General features: G+C 53.1%; 17 protein-coding genes. 15 read left to right on the top strand and 2 right to left on the bottom strand.

The genetic code is table 11. The features are described from left to right. The first annotated feature begins 256 nt into the window (after positions 1-256). The 13 genes from BMY01_RS17350 to BMY01_RS07360 all read left to right on the top strand — a co-directional run bounded on the left by BMY01_RS17350 (position 257) and on the right by BMY01_RS07360 (position 11,860). Positions 257-502, top strand: a complete 246-nt coding sequence (locus BMY01_RS17350; protein WP_139176789.1) for a hypothetical protein — start codon at positions 257-259, stop codon at positions 500-502. Further along, entirely contained in the window at positions 480-1,772 is a 1,293-nt protein-coding gene (locus tag BMY01_RS07415) for a hypothetical protein (RefSeq protein ID WP_139176786.1), read from the top strand. Before BMY01_RS17350 ends, BMY01_RS07415 begins: the two co-directional genes overlap by 23 nt. 188 nt (positions 1,773-1,960) lie before the next feature. Further along, the gene (locus BMY01_RS07410) at positions 1,961-2,353 is read left to right on the top strand and encodes a DUF5675 family protein (protein WP_074745775.1); all 393 of its coding nucleotides are present in this window, start codon (positions 1,961-1,963) and stop codon (positions 2,351-2,353) included. A gap of 13 nt (positions 2,354-2,366) precedes the next feature. Next, a complete protein-coding gene (locus BMY01_RS07405; protein ID WP_074745773.1) occupies positions 2,367-2,957 on the top strand; it encodes a hypothetical protein in 591 nt (196 codons plus the stop codon). Positions 2,958-3,206: 249 nt separating this feature from the next. Beyond that, positions 3,207-3,980, top strand: a complete 774-nt coding sequence (locus tag BMY01_RS07400) for an EI24 domain-containing protein (protein WP_074745771.1) — start codon at positions 3,207-3,209, stop codon at positions 3,978-3,980. Positions 3,981-4,190: 210 nt separating this feature from the next. Then, entirely contained in the window at positions 4,191-5,954 is a 1,764-nt protein-coding gene (locus tag BMY01_RS07395) for a tetratricopeptide repeat protein (RefSeq protein ID WP_074745769.1), read from the top strand. Between the two features lie 128 nt (positions 5,955-6,082). After that, a complete protein-coding gene (locus tag BMY01_RS07390) occupies positions 6,083-6,637 on the top strand; it encodes a DUF488 domain-containing protein (protein WP_254772667.1) in 555 nt (184 codons plus the stop codon). 42 nt (positions 6,638-6,679) lie between these two features. After that, positions 6,680-7,138, top strand: coding sequence for a hypothetical protein (locus BMY01_RS07385; RefSeq protein ID WP_074745765.1), 459 nt, complete (start codon positions 6,680-6,682; stop codon positions 7,136-7,138). A gap of 148 nt (positions 7,139-7,286) precedes the next feature. Then, positions 7,287-8,429, top strand: a complete 1,143-nt coding sequence (locus BMY01_RS07380) for a DNA recombination protein RmuC (protein ID WP_081353819.1) — start codon at positions 7,287-7,289, stop codon at positions 8,427-8,429. A 47-nt stretch (positions 8,430-8,476) separates the two neighbouring features. Beyond that, positions 8,477-9,259: a M90 family metallopeptidase gene (locus BMY01_RS07375; RefSeq protein WP_074745760.1), complete on the top strand. Its 783-nt coding sequence runs from the start codon at positions 8,477-8,479 to the stop codon at positions 9,257-9,259. Beyond that, complete coding sequence (locus BMY01_RS07370) at positions 9,256-10,260, top strand: glucokinase (protein WP_074745758.1); 1,005 nt, start codon at positions 9,256-9,258, stop codon at positions 10,258-10,260. Before BMY01_RS07375 ends, BMY01_RS07370 begins: the two co-directional genes overlap by 4 nt. 122 nt (positions 10,261-10,382) lie before the next feature. Further along, on the top strand, positions 10,383-11,024 hold the full coding sequence (gene greB, locus BMY01_RS07365) for a transcription elongation factor GreB (protein ID WP_074745756.1): 642 nt from the start codon (positions 10,383-10,385) through the stop codon (positions 11,022-11,024). After that, on the top strand, positions 11,021-11,860 hold the full coding sequence (locus tag BMY01_RS07360; protein ID WP_074745754.1) for a TrmH family RNA methyltransferase: 840 nt from the start codon (positions 11,021-11,023) through the stop codon (positions 11,858-11,860). Before greB ends, BMY01_RS07360 begins: the two co-directional genes overlap by 4 nt. A gap of 82 nt (positions 11,861-11,942) precedes the next feature. Here BMY01_RS07360 and BMY01_RS07355 read toward each other — a convergent pair whose 3' ends face one another. Beyond that, on the bottom strand, positions 11,943-12,935 hold the full coding sequence (locus tag BMY01_RS07355) for an MBL fold metallo-hydrolase (RefSeq protein WP_074745753.1): 993 nt from the start codon (positions 12,933-12,935) through the stop codon (positions 11,943-11,945). A 66-nt stretch (positions 12,936-13,001) separates the two neighbouring features. Next, a complete protein-coding gene (gene acs / locus BMY01_RS07350) occupies positions 13,002-14,969 on the bottom strand; it encodes an acetate--CoA ligase (RefSeq protein WP_074745751.1) in 1,968 nt (655 codons plus the stop codon). Between the two features lie 307 nt (positions 14,970-15,276). On the opposite strand from acs, the gene rimP reads away from it, so the two are divergent. Both rimP and nusA read left to right on the top strand, forming a co-directional pair. Further along, complete coding sequence (gene rimP, locus BMY01_RS07345) at positions 15,277-15,705, top strand: ribosome maturation factor RimP (protein ID WP_074745750.1); 429 nt, start codon at positions 15,277-15,279, stop codon at positions 15,703-15,705. Between the two features lie 26 nt (positions 15,706-15,731). Continuing rightward, on the top strand, positions 15,732-17,219 hold the full coding sequence (nusA, locus tag BMY01_RS07340; RefSeq protein ID WP_074745749.1) for a transcription termination factor NusA: 1,488 nt from the start codon (positions 15,732-15,734) through the stop codon (positions 17,217-17,219). Positions 17,220-17,235: the final 16 nt, after the last annotated feature.

Genomic DNA, 17,235 nt, shown 5'->3' with positions numbered 1-17,235 from the left:
TGATCATTTCTTTTCCAGTATCGGTTTTTCCTTCTTGTTCCAAGAAATTCGAATACTACAGCTATCAAACATCCTATTGATTATAGTTTGTAATTTGCGGACTCTCGTTCGTTTGATAAATTTACTACTATGTTAATTGTGAATGAGCAAAACGCATATTAAGCAGAGGAGGGCATCAGTACCACAGGGATCAATCAAAACACCTGAACACTCACCGCTGTACCTGCGTCCTTTCCGCTGATGTCGGAGGTTGTTAATGGATTCTTTCTATATTCTGGTCATGGATAAAAATAACGCAGCTACCCAATCCACCTGGTTTATTACGGAATGGGACGCAGGGTATGAGCGATTAAAGGCGCTTGCAAGCCACAATGATCAAATATGCCGTGAGCTTCCAAAAGCTTATTACCCAGGAACAGAATTTTGCAAAGTGTTACTTACAAACGCGCATAACGGTAAAGAGGAATCAGGGCGCATTTATGCGGTACAAAAAACTGGCTAAAGCACTGCTTGCTTCGGTCTTTATCGCGCTGATATCCGGCTGTGGATCAACCTCAGTGGTTGGCCGGTATAAAGAATGCCGAGATCAACGAGGAAATGCCTGCAAAAAAAAGATACCTGAGGTGGACGTCAGCGTTGTGTTTTCTCCAGCGCAAAAGCCTGCCACAAAAACAGGAGCAGACCTGACGGAACGGGCACAGGCAGCTTATATAAGTGCATTATCGCAAAAAAGCAAAACGGTTGATGATTTGCGGAAGAATTTTGATTCCAGGATTGGAAATGGAGTTGAGTCGGCGCTGCGCAACGTAGCCTCGTTTGAAGGTGCTTTAATAATTACTGTCTCGGAAGTGGGTCCATTCAATCCTGCCGACAGGCTCGAGCGCACCGAAGTCGAGATAAAACTAGATCAGGTGAGGATCCGTTCATGGAGCGCTGTGCAGACCGCATATAGCACGGTCAATGCCGGAACAATTCAGTCATCTCTCCAGAGGGGAGCCGAAGTAGGTCTAAGTGCTCCACCAAACCTGCCTGTGGGAATTACGGGTAAGACAACTATCCAAGCCGGCAGGAGTGAACAATTGGTGGCTTCCGTGCGCATCGATGATGTCACCCCGCTGTTCGATCCGATCAATGGAAGTATCAAGATTGTCAGACACGGTGGTTTCGGCCTGAACCTCACAGGGAACACCATCTTACATGCCACCTTTGAGCCAAAACCTGAGTATACAGCCTACCCGGAGTTATTCTCGGTGACCACTACCGACGAAAACGGATGGTTAGCGCCGGACAGGCTAAAGTTAAATATTCAGACCAGCAAGCTTCCAAGAGGTATGAGTGATATTACTGGTACGATTACTCTCACTTACATCATTCGGCACGTGGTTAAGGGAGATAAAACCTACCAGGAAGGGGACGATATTGTGAAAATGATCACCGATAAGAAAGTGCAGGAGGATATCATTCTCATCCCCGCGGAAAAAATCCAGCAACAAACTTTCGGGTTAAAATCAGCCGCCGGTGACTTCGTAGGACAACCGGTCTATATCAAGCGGTCGCAGCGAGTTGACGACGCGCCTCTTTGCTTTGACGATTATAGGAGTGCCCAGGACTTTCTCGATTATTTGAACCGGCCGGATGCAGTGAGCCTCGAAACAGTCGGGACTGCCAGAATTGGTTTTGTGAACTTCAAAGGCCCACATCTTCCTCTCATTCCACTTAACTTGAAGCTGGTCAAGACGCTTAGCGTTCAACCCATGTGCCAACCAGGGTGACTATCATGCCACTCTCCTCTCCAAAACCGGTTTAGAAAATACCACAGGAAGCTATGAGATAATTCCATGGATTGAGGGGATGGCAATCATGGCTCGCTCGCCTTATTTGCCGGATCAAATTTACCGGATCAAATCCTCCACATCGACTATCCTTTCCAATATAAGTATGAATATGAAGGAGAAGCGAAATGGATCTGCGTGTAAAAAGACTGGAATTTTCCGATGACAGTACGATAGGTGAATTGTCAGTCGATGGGGAGTTCGAGTGCTACACGCTGGAAGACAAGGTGAGGTCTGTGAAGATCAAGGGCAAGACCGCGATTCTCCCGGGGCAATACGAGGTTGTCATCAATTTTTCCCAAAGATTTCAAAAGCCCCTTCCGCTTCTTTTGAACGTGCCAAATTTTGAAGGGGTCAGGATACATCCCGGCAATATCTCGGCGAATACAGAAGGGTGCATATTGGTGGGCGATACTAAAGGTGTCAATTTCATCGGACAAAGCAGGGCTGCTTTCGATCGCCTGTTCGAGAAAATGAAAACCGCAGCCGAGACCCAGAAAATATTCATTGAAATCGAGTAAGTAGGGGAGGAGTGTGGCAGGCGGCAGTAATGCTCTACGCATCAATCCGACGATGTTGGGCCCCTTGAAACGCGGTGTCTTGCGCTTTACCCTCTTCTCCGTTGCGTTAATCGGTCTATCCTTTTTCACATCCGACATGGTTCTCGCGCAAAAGGAAGCGCCGCCCTTTCAGCACGAAAAAAACCATGCGCTTCCCTCCGGCAAAAAGGTAGGAGTGATTTTCCGTGAGCGCAAGTGTAAAAGCGGTGAGTGCCGTGAAACCGATGGTGGCATGTGGGGAATGGATAGCGGTGCGCCGCGGTTCGTGACTGAAACTTTTCTTGTTTTCATCGACGGGCAGCGATTCCATATCCCCGAGAAATTCTATAGAGATCTCACCAACACCCGTTCGCTGCGTGTCTCTGAGCAGAATGGCCGCGTGGTTATCGAACTGAAGGGAGGCGATGCCGCAGGTGCTTATACAGCGCATTTCCGGCTGGGGGGCATGTGCGGATTCGAGCGAAAAATCTGCGGCGAGATATGTAGTGAAATCTGGGAACATAGCACGTGGTACAACGCGTTTGCGTATGACTGGGATCCTCGATGTGAGGGCGGCATCGAATAGCTGAGTAGTAGAAAGTTTTTAATCCCCTTTCATTCCGCCGCTTCTGCTGTATTGTTCCGTCTATCATTGCTGCATGCGTCATTCCAGCCATAGCTGAACTTTTCAACTATAAATCAAGTAGAGTGCGTGCTCGGCGGGATGGGGCAAGCGTGTAATCATTCGGGGCTTGCCATGAGCTTTTTGTGATTTTTGGCCTGAGTTGAAAAGTGCGGGAGAAGTTGTGTCACAGCCAATTCGGCAGTTTGCATAATGCCAGCTCACTCGTTCATGGCCGAGTTTCGGGACTTGGAAGGGGGGATTGTGGAGTCGATATTTCGGGCGTTATCGCGGGCATTTCGCGATTTGTTTCAGTTTCAGGTGCTGTGGATCATCGTCTGGCCTATTCTTGCAGCAAGTCTGCTGTGGGTAGTGCTGGGCGTGGCCTTCTGGGGGACTTTCTCCGGCTGGATAGCCGAGGTGTTGACGGCGATCGGTATCCAGACCTGGCTTGAAGGCGTTGAACCGAGGTGGATCGCCTATGGAATCCAGGGGATCGCACATCTGATTCTGTTTGTGCCGCTGGTTTTTTTGACCGCACTCGTGATTACCGCCTTGTTCGCGATGCCTGCCTTGATCGGTTTGGTTGCGCGTCGCGACTATCCGCTACTCAAACGCGAAAAAGGCGGGACGCTCGCTGGCAGTGTGCTCAATGCGCTGGCTGCTCTTGCCATTTTCATTGCAATCTGGCTGATTACCCTCCCATTATGGCTGGCGGGGGCAGGCGTGGTTATCCCGTTTGTTGCTGCCGCCTATCTGAACCAGCGCCTGTTTCGCTACGATGCGCTGGCGGAACATGCCACACCGAAAGAAATGCGAGCTATATTTTCCAGGGACCGGCCTCTGTTGTGGGGCTTGGGGCTGCTTGCGGGTCTGGTGCAATTCGTGCCGATTTTAAACCTGTTTGCCGCTGTGCTGACAGGGCTGGCCTTCATTCATTTTTGCCTGGCTCGCTTGGCGGAACTGCGCCACGAGTTGCCGCTATGAGTCATGTTGCAAATCCTTATGTCCGCGGAAGATCGGTGGTCGGCAGCAAAATTTGACGGTGAATGTCGTGGATATTCGTTTGTAACGCTTTTTGAGTTTGGGGTTGTTTGTTGTCTCGTTATTGCTGCATATCAAAATACCAATATACGGTTTCCAGGGTTCGATCAGACGTAGTCGAATCTGTGATAACCAGTTGACAAGGAGAGATCAATGCGAGCCTACGTTCTTCATTTCATTGCCCTGGTAATAATGTCCTTAGTCGGGACAACCTCCGGCGCTTTTGCCCAGAATGGGCAAAGCAGCGAGGTCAGAGGGCCTACCGAAGACCGCGCAACTCATCGTCATCAAGAGCGACCAGGTGAGCGAATGCCCGCCGATTATGGAGCTCCCCGGTTGCTGAATCTCGGCTCGCATACGTTTCCCGTCAGCACCAGCAACCAGTTGGCGCAGCAGTATATGAATCAGGGCTTGAATCTCTCCTATGCTTTCAATCATGCGGAGGCGGGGCGTGCATTCAGGGAGGCGGCGCGGCTGGACCCCGCTCTCGCGATGGCTTACTGGGGACAGGCGCTCGTGCTTGGCCCCAATATCAACGCGCCGATGGAGGCAAAAAACGAAGTATCAGCGCTGGAACTGGTCAGAAAGGCTGCTTCTCTCGCGGGAGGCGTGTCTGACAGGGAGCGCGCGCTGATCGGGGCTCTGGAAAAGCGGTACACTGGCAATTCCGAAGATCGGAAGGCCAACGACAAGGCATATGCAAATGCTATGCGAGAGGTACATCGGCGTTTTCCCGGTGATCAGGATATCGCGATGCTTTTTGTCGAATCCGTAATGGATACCAGTCCGTGGGGTTACTGGATGCGCGATGACTATCCGATGGAACGAACAAGGGAAATCGTCGCAGTTACCGAGGGCGTGTTGCAAGGCAATCCCCGGCATCCGGGCGCGACGCACATGTATATCCATCTCATGGAACCGACCAACATGCCGGAGCGGGCTGAGCAGGCAGCAAATACGCTGCTTACACTGATGCCCGATGCCGGGCACCTGATACATATGCCATCGCACATCTACCTGCGGGTGGGCCGCTATGAAGATGCAATAACTGCCAATCAGCGTGCAATCGCCGCCGATGTGAGGTACCTCGTCCGGCAGCATGAACATGGCTTTTATGCGATGGCCTATTTTCCTCACAACATTCACTTCCTCTGGGCCGCTGCAAGCGCCGATGGCCAAAGCGAATTGGCGATCGACTCAGCAAGAAAGGTTGCGAGCACCATCGACGACGCGGTTTTGAAAGAAATGCCCATGACCGGAATATTCCGCGTGGTACCTTATTGGGCACTTACAAGGTTTGGAAAATGGGACGAAATGCTTCAGGAACCGGAGCCTCCCTCAAGCAATGCGTTTCTGAAAGGTGGATGGCACTATGCCCGGGGCCTTGCCTTTATCGCCAAGCGGCAGTTGCCCCAGGCTGAGCAGGAGCTGGCCGCTTTACGGGAGATCATGAAGGATGACTCGCTCGATGGTCCGCTTCTTTCCGTCAACACCGCGCGCTCGGTTTTACGCATCGGTCCTGCGGTCCTCGCCGGTGAGATTGCTGCTGCGCGCGGACAGTTCAATTCCGCCATCGCACATCTTGAGCAGGCAGTTCGTCTCGAGGATTCGCTGGCTTACACCGAACCGCCCGAATGGCAGGCGCCCCCGCGGTTGACGCTCGGCGCCATATTGCTTGAAGCGGGTCATCCCGCCGAAGCGGAGACAGTCTACTGGGAAGACCTGCGGCGCAACCGCAATAATGGATGGGCACTTTATGGCTTGTTGCAGGCTCTGCGCGCACAGGGCAAAAACGAGCGGGCGGCGCTGGTTGAAGAGCGTTTCAATAAGGCGTGGGCACGGGCGGATGTGAAACTCGGCGCCTCCCGCTTCGGGTGTGTTTTTTCGCCTATGACAGTGGCAGGGCAAGCGCAATAGCAAGCAATATCGGCTGATTCACCTAAAACAGGCCCTAACAAGCTGGATTTAATCCAGGTCGTACCTTCCCCGTGAGGGTCTACTATAGACTGGATTTTTAGCGCCCTATGGAAGCCATCGTGAACAACATGAAAAATGGCGCTGCTGCAGAGCCCTTACTATGCACCATCGGACATTCGACTCATCCCCTTGAAGAATTCATCAATCTATTGAAAAAAAACGAAGTTAAGCACCTGCTCGATGTACGAACGGTACCGCGTTCGCGGCATAATCCCCAATTCAATAAGGAAACCCTGCCGGACTCTCTGTGGGCAATGGGCATCAAGTACACTCATTTACCTGGCCTGGGCGGGCTTCGGCATGCGCGCAAGGACTCGATCAATGAGGGCTGGCGCAATGCATCCTTCCGAGGCTATGCGGACTATATGCAAACTCAGGAATTTGTGGAAAATGTGAACAGGGTTATCCAGCTTGCTGCGCGTGACCGCTGCGCATTGATGTGCGCCGAGGCCGTTCCCTGGCGATGCCATCGTTCATTGATTGCGGACGCGCTTGTCGTCCGTGGCGTGCGAGTGGAAGACATCATCGATAACCACGGACGAAAACCGCATTCACTGACTCCATGGGCGCAGACGGATGGCCTGAAAATTTTTTATCCTGCGCAACAGGGGCGGCTGATATAAACGATGATTGGATTGTTACCTTTTGAAAGGAGGTAATGGAATATGAACGTGCGTTTTACCCGGTTGATGGCACCGCTCGGTTTTGCGATGTTGATCGTACAGCCCGCTGCGGCATTTGACGATAACCCGTGGGGAAAGCCAGGGACTCAGAAAACCCAGACAACACAGCGCGGGAAGGAAGGCGGCGAGCCAAAGCCTTGGGAAGTGCGTCCGTGGGCCGCCAACCCGTTGGAGACGAAACCCTTGCAGCCGAATCCAAGAGAATCACGTCCCTGGGAAGAGGCTTCGGAGGAAGTTAGACCGAAAGATGCCACGGAAGAGGAAAGATCTGTGGAGAGCAGGCGTCGGGCGGGCAGGAAGGCGCAGAAGGAGCGGGCCGAGAAAAGCCATGAAAGCAAGCAGCGATTGAGCAGCTACGAGGAGCGCTCCAAGCAGCGCCAGGAGAGATGGCGGAAGCTCCAGATGCAAAGTGAATTGTATCACGCCGGCCGGGCAAGATAACTTCTGGAGTATTTTCCCGATTCCAGGTTTCGCTCCGCTGTCTGATGGAACGCTTTTCTAAGGCAACCGACGGTTTTTCTCCTGATCAGTAAAAGCAGGCAGGTAAAGACGATTCTCTGGACAATTCTCCGGTATACTTCAGAAAATAATGCCAGACTACCTGCTGATCATTACTGCTGCCGCGATTCTGCTTGTCACCATGGCCTACCTGGTGATCAGGCTCGGTATGCTTTCGACCATGGTGCGCGAACTGCTGGGGCAGCAGGCAAGGCTGATGGAAGACAAGCATCGCGACATGCTCAAGGATTTGCATGAAGGACTGTCAAACCAGGGCAACCGACTTTCCGAAGTCCTGGGCAGGAATTCCGATCAATTGCGGGGAACGGTGGAAGCGCGGCTGGACCAGATCAGTGGGCGGGTGGCGGAACGTCTCGACGAAGGGTTCAGGAAAACCAATGAGACTTTCACCAGCGTCATGACGCGGCTGGCGACGATCGATGAAGCCCAGAAAAAGATCGACAGCCTGACCACCAATATGGTGAGCCTGCAGGAACTCCTGGGCGACAAACGCTCGCGCGGCGCATTTGGCGAAGTGCAACTGGAAGCGCTGGTTCGCAATATCCTGCCGCCATCTGCGTACGAAATGCAGCATACGCTTTCCAACAGCAGCCGCGCCGATTGCGTGCTGAAGCTGCCGCCTCCAACGGGAATGGTCGCGGTCGATTCAAAATTTCCGCTGGAAAATTTTCATCGCATGTTCGATCGTCATACGGATGACACGAGCCGTGCCCTGGCCCAGAAGCAGTTCAAGGCGGACGTGAAAAAACATGTGGATGACATTGCCGGTAAATATATCCTGCCGCCCGAAACCTGCGATGGAGCGGTGATGTTCGTACCGGCGGAGGCTGTTTTCGCCGAAATCCATGCCTATCATTCGGATATAGTTGATTACGCCATGCAGAAGCAGGTCTGGATAGTTTCGCCTACTACCCTGATGGCGGTACTAAATACCGCGCGCGCCGTGCTCAAGGATATCGAGACCCGCGAGCAGGTACACATCATCAAGAACGAACTGTCCAGGCTGGGCAAGGATTTTGCACGTTTTGACGAGCGCATGAAAAAACTTGCAGACCATATCCGCCAGGCTAATCAAGATGTGGAAGAGGTACATGTTTCAAGCCGGAAGATAAGCCAACGCTTTGCCCGGATAGAGGCCGTGGATCTCGAGCCGCCTCAACTGGAAATGGAAATGCCAGTGATGGAACCGGCGGACGAAGAAAACTCCAGATAAATCCCGCCGGGCATCACATGCAGGAGGATATATCCAGAAAATCCCCCATGCTCTCGAACATCAAAACCTGGTATCGCCGCCGTATCATCGAGAATCACTCCGTCCCGGATGATATCTGGCAGAACGCGATAGCACACCTGCGGTTCCTGCAGGGGCTCGAAGCGGTTGAGCTCGAGCGCTTGCGAGAATGCGTCATACTGTTTCTCCATGTCAAGCAAGTCAGCGGCGCCCACGGACTGGTGATCACCGACGAAATGCGCGTACTGATCGCTGCACAGGCGTGCATTCTGATCCTGAATCTCGATCTCGATTATTACGATGGCTGGGTAGAAATCATCGTTTATCCAGGTGAATTTATTCGCGATTACGAATATGTGGATGAGGACGGTATCGTGCATCATGCAGTGGAGCCTGCGTCCGGCGAATCCTGGCTGGGTGGACCGGTGATTCTCTCCTGGGAAGATACGGTGGCTGCTATGGCAGGAACCGAAATCAGCCAGGGATACAATGTTGTCATACACGAATTCGCCCACAAGCTGGATATGTTGAATGGGGAGGCCAACGGTTTTCCTCCCATACATCCGGATATGAGCCAGCAGGCATGGAGTGAAGCGTTCAGTAAAGCTTATGCGGATTTTTGCAGGAGTATCGACGAGGGGGAGATGGTGGAAATCGACCTTTATGCGGCCGAGAGTCCGGCAGAATTCTTCGCGGTGATCAGCGAAGCTTTTTTCGAAATGCCTCTCTCTGTCAGAATACATTTCCCGGCAGTATATGAGCAACTCGCGCTGTTTTATCGTCAGGACCCCGCACAGCGGAGTGAACCGTGAACGAATATTTCATCAGCGGCGACATTGGCGGAACCAAGACATTACTGCAAGCGGCGGAACTGAAAGAGGGCAATGTCCGGGTATGTTGCGAACGGCGCTATGAGAGCTCGGCCTATTCGAGTTTTTCGGACATGCTCCGAGACTTTATTAATGAAATCTCCACGCTCGATAGCGATGACAATCCTGTGAGCGCCTGTTTCGCGGTAGCGGGGCCGATTGCCAGGCAGGAAGTGGCCCTCACAAATTTGCCATGGGTGATGAACTCCGCAGTGCTCTCCTCAGAATTTTCCATTCCAAGAGTCAAGCTCATCAACGACTTCGCAGCCGTGGCATCAGGTGTGGGCATCCTGCCGGAAAACGACCTGATGACGTTACAGGCCGGGCAACCTCATGGCGGCCGGATGCGAGTCGTGCTGGGGGCGGGTACCGGGATGGGGGGAGCATGGCTCGTCTGGCAAAATGGAGACTATTCATCGCTGCCAAGCGAAGCTGGACATATTGATTTTGCACCAGCGAATGAGTTGCAGGACCGATTGTTGCATCATTTGCGAAAACGCTTGGGCCATGTATCGGTCGAACGGGTACTCTCCGGTCCGGGGCTGACAAATGTTTTTCGTTTTCTTCAGGATGAGTCAGGCGATAACCGCGAATGGATATCGATGCAGTTGGAAGAAGATGATGCCGCTCGTATATCCGATCTCGCCTTCAACCAGAAGCATCCGCTAGCAGTGAAAGCGATGGATTTATTTGTCGAGGTTTACGGGGCCTACGCCGGCAACCTAGCCTTGGCGGGCCTGTGCCGCGGCGGGGTATATGTGGCGGGAGGGATTGCACCAAAAATTATCGACAAATTGGGAGAAGGCGGTTTCATGAAAGCATTTCGCGACAAGGGACGTTTTTCCGGTCTAATGGAGGAAATTCCGGTACATGTGGTGATGAATCCAAAAGTCGGACTACTTGGGGCTGCGGAAGAAGCCCGAAGAATGCTGGATGAGGTGTAAAAACATCGCGAAAACACTTGGAAGTCTGGATTTCTGGTCTGGATCTGCTCAAGCAGGTCAGGGATTGTGCCTGTCTGCCAAAGATCAGATTCCGATTATTGACCGAGATTGAATGAGTAAGCATGAGCAAGGCATTTACCAGGGAAAGCGAGCCTGACGACCTTGACGAAGAAGGCAACGGGAATGCTCTGCCGTCATTACCGTCCGACGCCAAAAATTACATCACTCCGGAGGGGCATAAGCGGCTGATGGACGAGTTTTTGTGGCTGATGAACAGGGAACGCCCCCAGGTAACCGCAACGGTTTCCTGGGCTGCCGCAAATGGCGATCGTTCGGAGAACGCGGATTATATCTATGGCAAAAAGCGCCTGCGCGAAATCGACCGGCGCATTCGTTTTCTCACCAGACGACTGGATATTGCGGAAATCATCGATCCCTCCATGCCCCGGGAAGATGAAACGCGGATATTTTTTGGTGCCACCGTTACCTACATCAACGAGAAAGGTGAGGAGAAGACCGTTTCCATCGTCGGTGTGAATGAGATCGATACCGCCAGAGGCTACATAAGCTGGGTTTCACCGCTGGCGCGGACATTGATCAAAGCGCGCGAAGGGGATGTGGTGACATTACATGCGCCCGGAGGAACGGAAGAACTGGAAATTCTGGAAGTCAGGTATCAGGCAATTCCGATGGAACCGTTCGGGATGAGTTCGGGAACGGAGAGGACGATGGTGAACCTCGTCGAGAACCCCAACCCTCAATGAAGTTTATTACCTCTCGTGACAATCCCACCTTCAAAGAACTGGTTAAACTGCGGGAATCATCCCGGCAACGGCGAATTGCGGGACTCACACTCCTTGACGGCATTCATCTGGTCGAAGCTTATTTTGCGCTAGGAGAGGCAGAAAAGCTGGTGGTGAGTGAGAGCGGACGTGAAAACCCGGAAATCAAATTCCTGCTGGAAAAAGTAACAAAAGTGACGCAGGTGACAAAAGGCGGCGGCCCCCACCGGGAAGCGAAAGCCATAGTTCTGCCAGACTCGTTGTTCCGCGAAGTTTCCACAGTAAAGACTGCAACCGGCCTCATGGCTGTAGTGCCGATTCCTTCTCCCGAAGCCATTCCCATGCAAAAGAGAGGGCAGGCAGAAAGCTTCTGTGTATTGCTTGAAGCTATACAAGACCCTGGCAACGTCGGCTCCATACTGCGTTCCGCGGCCGCGGCGGGTGCGGGCGACGTGTATCTTTCCAACGGCTGTGCCGATGCTTGGTCGCCGAAGACGCTTCGTGCCGCCATGGGCGCCCATTTTCTTGTTCGAATACACGAACGTGCCAACTTGGCAGAAGTTGCGCGGACGTTCAGAGGCAAGGTGATTGCAAGCATACTGGGTGCGAAAAAAAGTCTTTACCAGATGCGATTGACGGGTCCGGTAGCCTTCGTGTTCGGGAATGAGGGTGCGGGTTTGAGCGATGAGTTGCTTCGGGTTGCCCATGAACGGATTACTATCCCCATGCCGGGGGATGCGGAATCACTGAATGCGGCGGCTGCGGCAGCAGTTTGCTTTTTTGAGAGGGTGAGGCAGACGGAAGCGGGAAGCGCATAAGTATCCGCTTTTTATTATCTTCTCCTCAAGCCGTTAATATGGCTGCTATAGCAGCTTCCGACAGCTGTGTGGCTGACACGGCTCAACCTTTCCCCTCGGAATGATCCAGCCAGTTCTCAAGGCCCTGCGCATTGAGTTCGACATCAAGCTTCAGCAGGCTGCGAATTCTTTCCTCGGTTAATTTACAGCCGTGCGCGACTACTCGGCGCAACAACAACTCGCCCAGTTCCTCTACCAGGGCTGCATGGTTGCCAGGCACGTCGCGCAGCTTTCTGGCAATCGACACGTGCGCGTCAATCAGGCCATGCAGTTCGTTCGCATGGCGTGGGAGATGCGCGATGCGACCATAATGCGTGAGAAAGGCGTAAGACGGGTTGTAGCTCATGAGCCGATCCAGTGAGGCATGCGCCGCGACGGGGTCGAACTGCACGGGAGTGGTCGTCGGAAACACGAATTCCATGCCATTGACATCGAATTCCCGATAGGAAAGGCCGAATGTGTCGCCGGTGAAAAAGGAATTGCTTTGTTCGTCGAAAATGCAGTAGTGGTGACGCGCATGTCCCGGCGTATCGAGAAACAGCAGCGGTCTGCCGTTGAAATCCAGCCTGAATTCATCCGGCGCCTCGATGATTCTGCTGGCATCTATGGGATGGATATCCCCGTACAGGCGTTTGAATTCCGCTTCTCCATAGACGGTCATGGCGCTTGCGACAAGACGCGCCGGATCTGCCATATGGCGAGCTCCGCGTGGATGCACCACCAGTTTGGCGTTAGGGAGATGGCCCATGAATTCTCCCGCACCCCCCGCATGATCGAGATGGATATGCGTAACAAACACGTACGCTACATCTGCGGGAGCCAGATTCTTCTTCTGCAGCACTTCCAGTACACCGGGAACAGAAGATGAAGTTCCGGTATCCACCAGCGCAGCTTTGCCGTTTTCCACAATCAGATGAATTGCAGCCAGGCCGGGGCGCAAATAATCGGCATCAATGGCGCTGATGCCGTCTTCATAATCAGTGAGGCCGGGGAGATGGGAAATGTGCGGAGGCAAAATAGAGAGCGATGAAGTCATTCCAGGCTCGACGTCCGATGAAGATCACGCGTCATCATGCAACCGGCCGAGACGCAGATTCCCCAACTACGCCACCGCCTGTTTCAATTGTTCAAGTATCGCCGGGTTTTCCAGGGTGGATACATCCTGAGTTATTTCTTCATCCCTTGCGAGCGTGCGCAGCAACCGGCGCATGATTTTGCCGGACCTGGTTTTCGGCAGGTTATCCCCAAACCGGATTTCATCAGGCCTGGCGATGGGACCGATCTCCTGCGATACCCAATTACGCAATTCCTGGACAATGCGATGAGCGTCCTCCGCTTTCGGGCGGGCACCTTTCAATACCACAAAAGCCACGATAGCCTCGGTCTTGATTTCATCCGGCTTGCCTACCACCGCGGCTTCAGCAACCAGGGGGCTCGCTACCAGTGCCGATTCGATTTCCATTGTCCCTAAACGGTGACCGGAAACAGTCAGTACATCGTCGATGCGCCCCATGATCCAGAAATAGCCGTCCGCATCGCGGTGAGCTGAATCTCCCGCGAGATAGTATTTGCCGCCAAGTTCTTCCGGAAAATAGGTATTTCTGAAGCGTTCCGGGTCCCCCCACAATGTGCGGGCCAGGGAAGGAAACGGACGCTTGATCACGAGAAAGCCACCCTTGCCGACCGGCACATCATGCCCTGCCTCATCCACGATACCGGCCTTGATACCGGGGAGCGACAAAGTGCAGGAACCGGGTTTGAGCATTACTGCTCCAGGCGTGGGGGCGATCATGTGAGCGCCTGTTTCGGTTTGCCACCAAGTGTCCACCAACGGACAGCGGGATTGGCCAACGGTCGTGTAATACCACATCCACGCTTCCGGGTTGATCGGTTCGCCCACTGAACCGAGCAGGCGCAATGAGGAAAGGTCATATTGTTTCGGCAGGTCGGGTCCGAGTTTTATAAGCGAGCGGATGGCAGTGGGTGCTGTATAAAACGTGGTCACCTTATGATCCTGGATCATTTTCCAGAAGCGACCCGCGTCAGGATAAGTAGGAACGCCTTCGAATATGATCTGGGTCGCGCCGACGGCGAGCGGCCCATAAGTCACATAGGTGTGCCCCGTGACCCAGCCTACGTCGGCCGTGCACCAGAAGATATCGGAGGATTTGTAATCGAAAATCCATTGCATGCTCGTGATGGCGCCCAGCAGAAAGCCTGCGGAAGAGTGTTGCACGCCTTTTGGTTTGCCGGTGGAACCGGAGGTGTAGAGCGTAAATAGCGGATGCTCGGCGTTCACCCATTCGGGCTCGCAGGTCTCGCTCTGATCCCGGATGAGATCATGCCACCAGATGTCGCGATTGGCTTCCAGTTGCAGGTCACCACTGCCTCGCTGGTAGACCACGACGGATTTCACCGAATCCGTTTCACCTCTGCCAAGCGCATCTTCGACAACGGCTTTCAGATAGTTGATCTTGCCGCCGCGCCATTGCTCGTCCGCGGTAATCACGGCTACCGCACCTGCGTCAATAATTCGCTCATGCAGGCTTTTGGCGGAGAAGCCGCCGAACACGACTGAATGGGTCGCACCGATGCGCGCGCAGGCCTGCATTGCCACTACCGCTTCGATACTCATCGGCATGTAGATAACGACGCGATCACCTTTCCTGATATTCAGTGACTTGAGACCATTTGCAAACCTGCATACGCGGCGGTAGAGATCCTGGTAGGTGCAGCGCGTGACGGTGCCGTCATCCGCCTCGAAAATAAGCGCAACCTTGTCCGGCTGGGTGGTTTGGTGTCGATCGAGACAATTGTATGAAACATTCAGTTCTCCGTCATCGAACCAGGTAAAGAACGGATGGTTGGTTTCATCCAGTACGCGGGTAAATGGTTTGTGCCAGGAAATATGATCCCGCGCCAGTCTGGACCAGAATGCTGCCTCATCCTTTTCTGCCTCTGCGCAAAGGGCATCATATTCTTCCATCCCGGATACGTTCGCTTGTTCCACGAACGAAGCGGAGGGTGTAAAGGTGCGTGTTTCATTGAGGATAGATTGAATCGTCGCCACAGCTACCTCCCTGAATATTTTTGTTTGGGCTGATAAATTGTATCATTCGACGCTTTTTGTAATAAGTTTTTTCATACCGATCCGCCATTTATGCATGCCGATGGCAAATCCGCGTATTGTGGTCCGCTCTTGCGGAGTTGCCGTTTTTTTTCTATAACGCATTGGCAGAAAAAACTTTTTGGCAGATTTTTTGTCAGTTGATCATGAAAGCGGAACTCAGTTCCTATTTCCCCGATCATAAATGTTTGTTAAAATAGAATAATAACGATGGGCTTCTTGCAGCCCATTTTTTGTTTGTATCGGCACTATGGATCTGTACGAATTGCTCGAACCGACCCTTGCAGGACTGGGTTATGAGCTGGTTGACCTGGAGCGGTCGCCAGGGGGAAAGCTGTTGCGGATATTTATCGACAAGCCCGGTGGTGTGAGTGTGGATGATTGCGTGACTGTCAGTAATCATCTGAGCCGGTTTCTCGCCGTCGAGAACGTGGATTATGACAGGCTGGAAATATCCTCCCCGGGCCTCGACCGGCCGCTGAAAAAGACAGCGGATTTTATCCGCTTTGCGGGAGAGTCCGTTAAACTCAGGCTGCGGGTGGCGTTACAGGGGCAAAGAAATTTTGTCGGCATTTTGCGCGAAGTGAAGGACGGGATTTTAAAACTGGAAGTAGATGGAAAAATGCTGGACCTTGAACTCACTAACCTTGAGAAGGTTCGCCTCGTTCCAAAATTGTAATCTATGAGTAACTGGCTGGAGGTAACATGAGCCGCGAGGTTTTGCTATTGGTGGATGCACTGGCGCGCGAAAAGAATGTCGAAAAGAACATTGTTTTTGCCGCACTTGAACTTGCATTGGCGTCCGCCACGAAAAAGCGTTTTAACGAGGACGCTGACGTGCGCGTGTCGATCGACCACCAGACAGGGGACTATCAATCCTTGCGCCGTTGGCAGGTGGTGGCAGACGATGCAGTGGAGGATCCCGCCCGTCAGATATCGCTGAGCGAGGCCTCTCGGCAAAATCCTGAAATCAAGCTTGACGAATATATCGAAGAAATCCTGGAACCGGTGGAATTCGGGCGCATCGGCGCCCAGGCGGCGAAACAGGTGATATTCCAGAAAATCCGTGATGCCGAACGCGAGCAGATCCTGAACGATTTTCTCGAGCGCAAGGAATATATGGTTACCGGGACCATCAAGCGCATGGAACGCGGGAACGCGATTATCGAATCCGGCAGGGTAGAGGCAATATTGCCGCGTGACCAGATGATTCCCAAGGAAAATCTGCGTGTCGGGGACAGAGTGCGCGCTTACTTGCACAAGGTCGACCGTACCACGAGAGGTCCGCAGTTAATCCTGTCAAGAATCGCGCCGGAGTTTCTGATAAAGCTGTTTGAGCTGGAAGTGCCTGAGATCGAGGAGGGCTTGCTGGAGATCAAGGTGGCAGCGCGTGATCCCGGTTCGCGTGCGAAGATCGCAGTGAAGTCGAATGATCAGCGAGTGGATCCGATCGGCACCTGTGTAGGGATGCGAGGTTCCAGAGTCCAGGCCGTAACCGGCGAACTGGCGGGTGAAAGGGTAGACATCATCCTTTGGTCGGATGACCCCGCCACATTCGTAATCAATGCGCTGGCTCCTGCCGAGATCAGCAGCATTCTGGTGGATGAAGAGAAACACAGCATGGACATTGTCGTGGATGAAGGCAATCTTGCCCAGGCGATCGGGCGTGGAGGCCAGAATGTCCGGCTGGCCTCGGAATTGACGGGCTGGGAGCTCAACATCATGACGATGGAAGAGTCGCAGGCAAAAAATGAAGAGGAGTTTTCGGTTTTGCGCCAGCTCTTCATGGAAAAACTGGATGTGGATGAGGAAGTGGCGGACATTCTGGCGCAGGAAGGCTTTACTACTCTGGAAGAAGTGGCTTACGTGCCGCTTAGCGAAATGCTGGAGATCGAAGCATTTGACGAACAGACCGTCAACGAGCTTCGCAATCGGGCTCGCAACGCGTTGTTGACCGAAGCCATCGTGAGCGAGGAAAAGGTGGAGCACATCGCCGAAGACCTGCTCGCGCTGGAAGGCATGGATAGCCAGACCGCGCGCGAACTTGCGGCTAAAGGAGTAAGCACCCAGGAAGACCTGGCCGACCTGGCTGTGGATGATCTGGTGGAAATGGTCGAGATGGATACTGAACGGGCCAGGCAGTTGATCATGGCGGCACGTGCCCCGTGGTTTGCCCAGGCCGATAGAGCATAGCCGACTGAAGGTAATT

Origin of the sequence: Nitrosospira multiformis (assembly GCF_900110185.1) — a bacterium.
Taxonomy (GTDB): Bacteria; Pseudomonadota; Gammaproteobacteria; order Burkholderiales; family Nitrosomonadaceae; genus Nitrosospira; species Nitrosospira multiformis_A.
The sequence above is the reverse complement of the archived record's forward strand: the minus strand, read 5'-3'. Positions and strand labels throughout refer to the sequence as shown.

Excerpts from the sequence above, each read along its gene's own strand:
- BMY01_RS07360 (WP_074745754.1), top strand. The coding sequence starts at position 11,021 with ATGAAGTTTATTACCTCTCGTGACAATCCCACCTTCAAAGAACTGGTT.
- rimP (WP_074745750.1), top strand. The coding sequence starts at position 15,277 with ATGGATCTGTACGAATTGCTCGAACCGACCCTTGCAGGACTGGGTTAT.
- nusA (WP_074745749.1), top strand. The coding sequence starts at position 15,732 with ATGAGCCGCGAGGTTTTGCTATTGGTGGATGCACTGGCGCGCGAAAAG.
- BMY01_RS07385 (WP_074745765.1), top strand. The coding sequence starts at position 6,680 with ATGAACGTGCGTTTTACCCGGTTGATGGCACCGCTCGGTTTTGCGATG.
- BMY01_RS07410 (WP_074745775.1), top strand. The coding sequence starts at position 1,961 with ATGGATCTGCGTGTAAAAAGACTGGAATTTTCCGATGACAGTACGATA.
- BMY01_RS07400 (WP_074745771.1), top strand. The coding sequence starts at position 3,207 with ATGCCAGCTCACTCGTTCATGGCCGAGTTTCGGGACTTGGAAGGGGGG.
- BMY01_RS17350 (WP_139176789.1), top strand. The coding sequence starts at position 257 with ATGGATTCTTTCTATATTCTGGTCATGGATAAAAATAACGCAGCTACC.
- BMY01_RS07375 (WP_074745760.1), top strand. The coding sequence starts at position 8,477 with ATGCTCTCGAACATCAAAACCTGGTATCGCCGCCGTATCATCGAGAAT.
- greB (WP_074745756.1), top strand. The coding sequence starts at position 10,383 with ATGAGCAAGGCATTTACCAGGGAAAGCGAGCCTGACGACCTTGACGAA.
- BMY01_RS07415 (WP_139176786.1), top strand. The coding sequence starts at position 480 with ATGCGGTACAAAAAACTGGCTAAAGCACTGCTTGCTTCGGTCTTTATC.
- BMY01_RS07395 (WP_074745769.1), top strand. The coding sequence starts at position 4,191 with ATGCGAGCCTACGTTCTTCATTTCATTGCCCTGGTAATAATGTCCTTA.
- BMY01_RS07355 (WP_074745753.1), bottom strand. The coding sequence starts at position 12,935 with ATGACTTCATCGCTCTCTATTTTGCCTCCGCACATTTCCCATCTCCCC.
- BMY01_RS07380 (WP_081353819.1), top strand. The coding sequence starts at position 7,287 with ATGCCAGACTACCTGCTGATCATTACTGCTGCCGCGATTCTGCTTGTC.
- BMY01_RS07390 (WP_254772667.1), top strand. The coding sequence starts at position 6,083 with ATGAAAAATGGCGCTGCTGCAGAGCCCTTACTATGCACCATCGGACAT.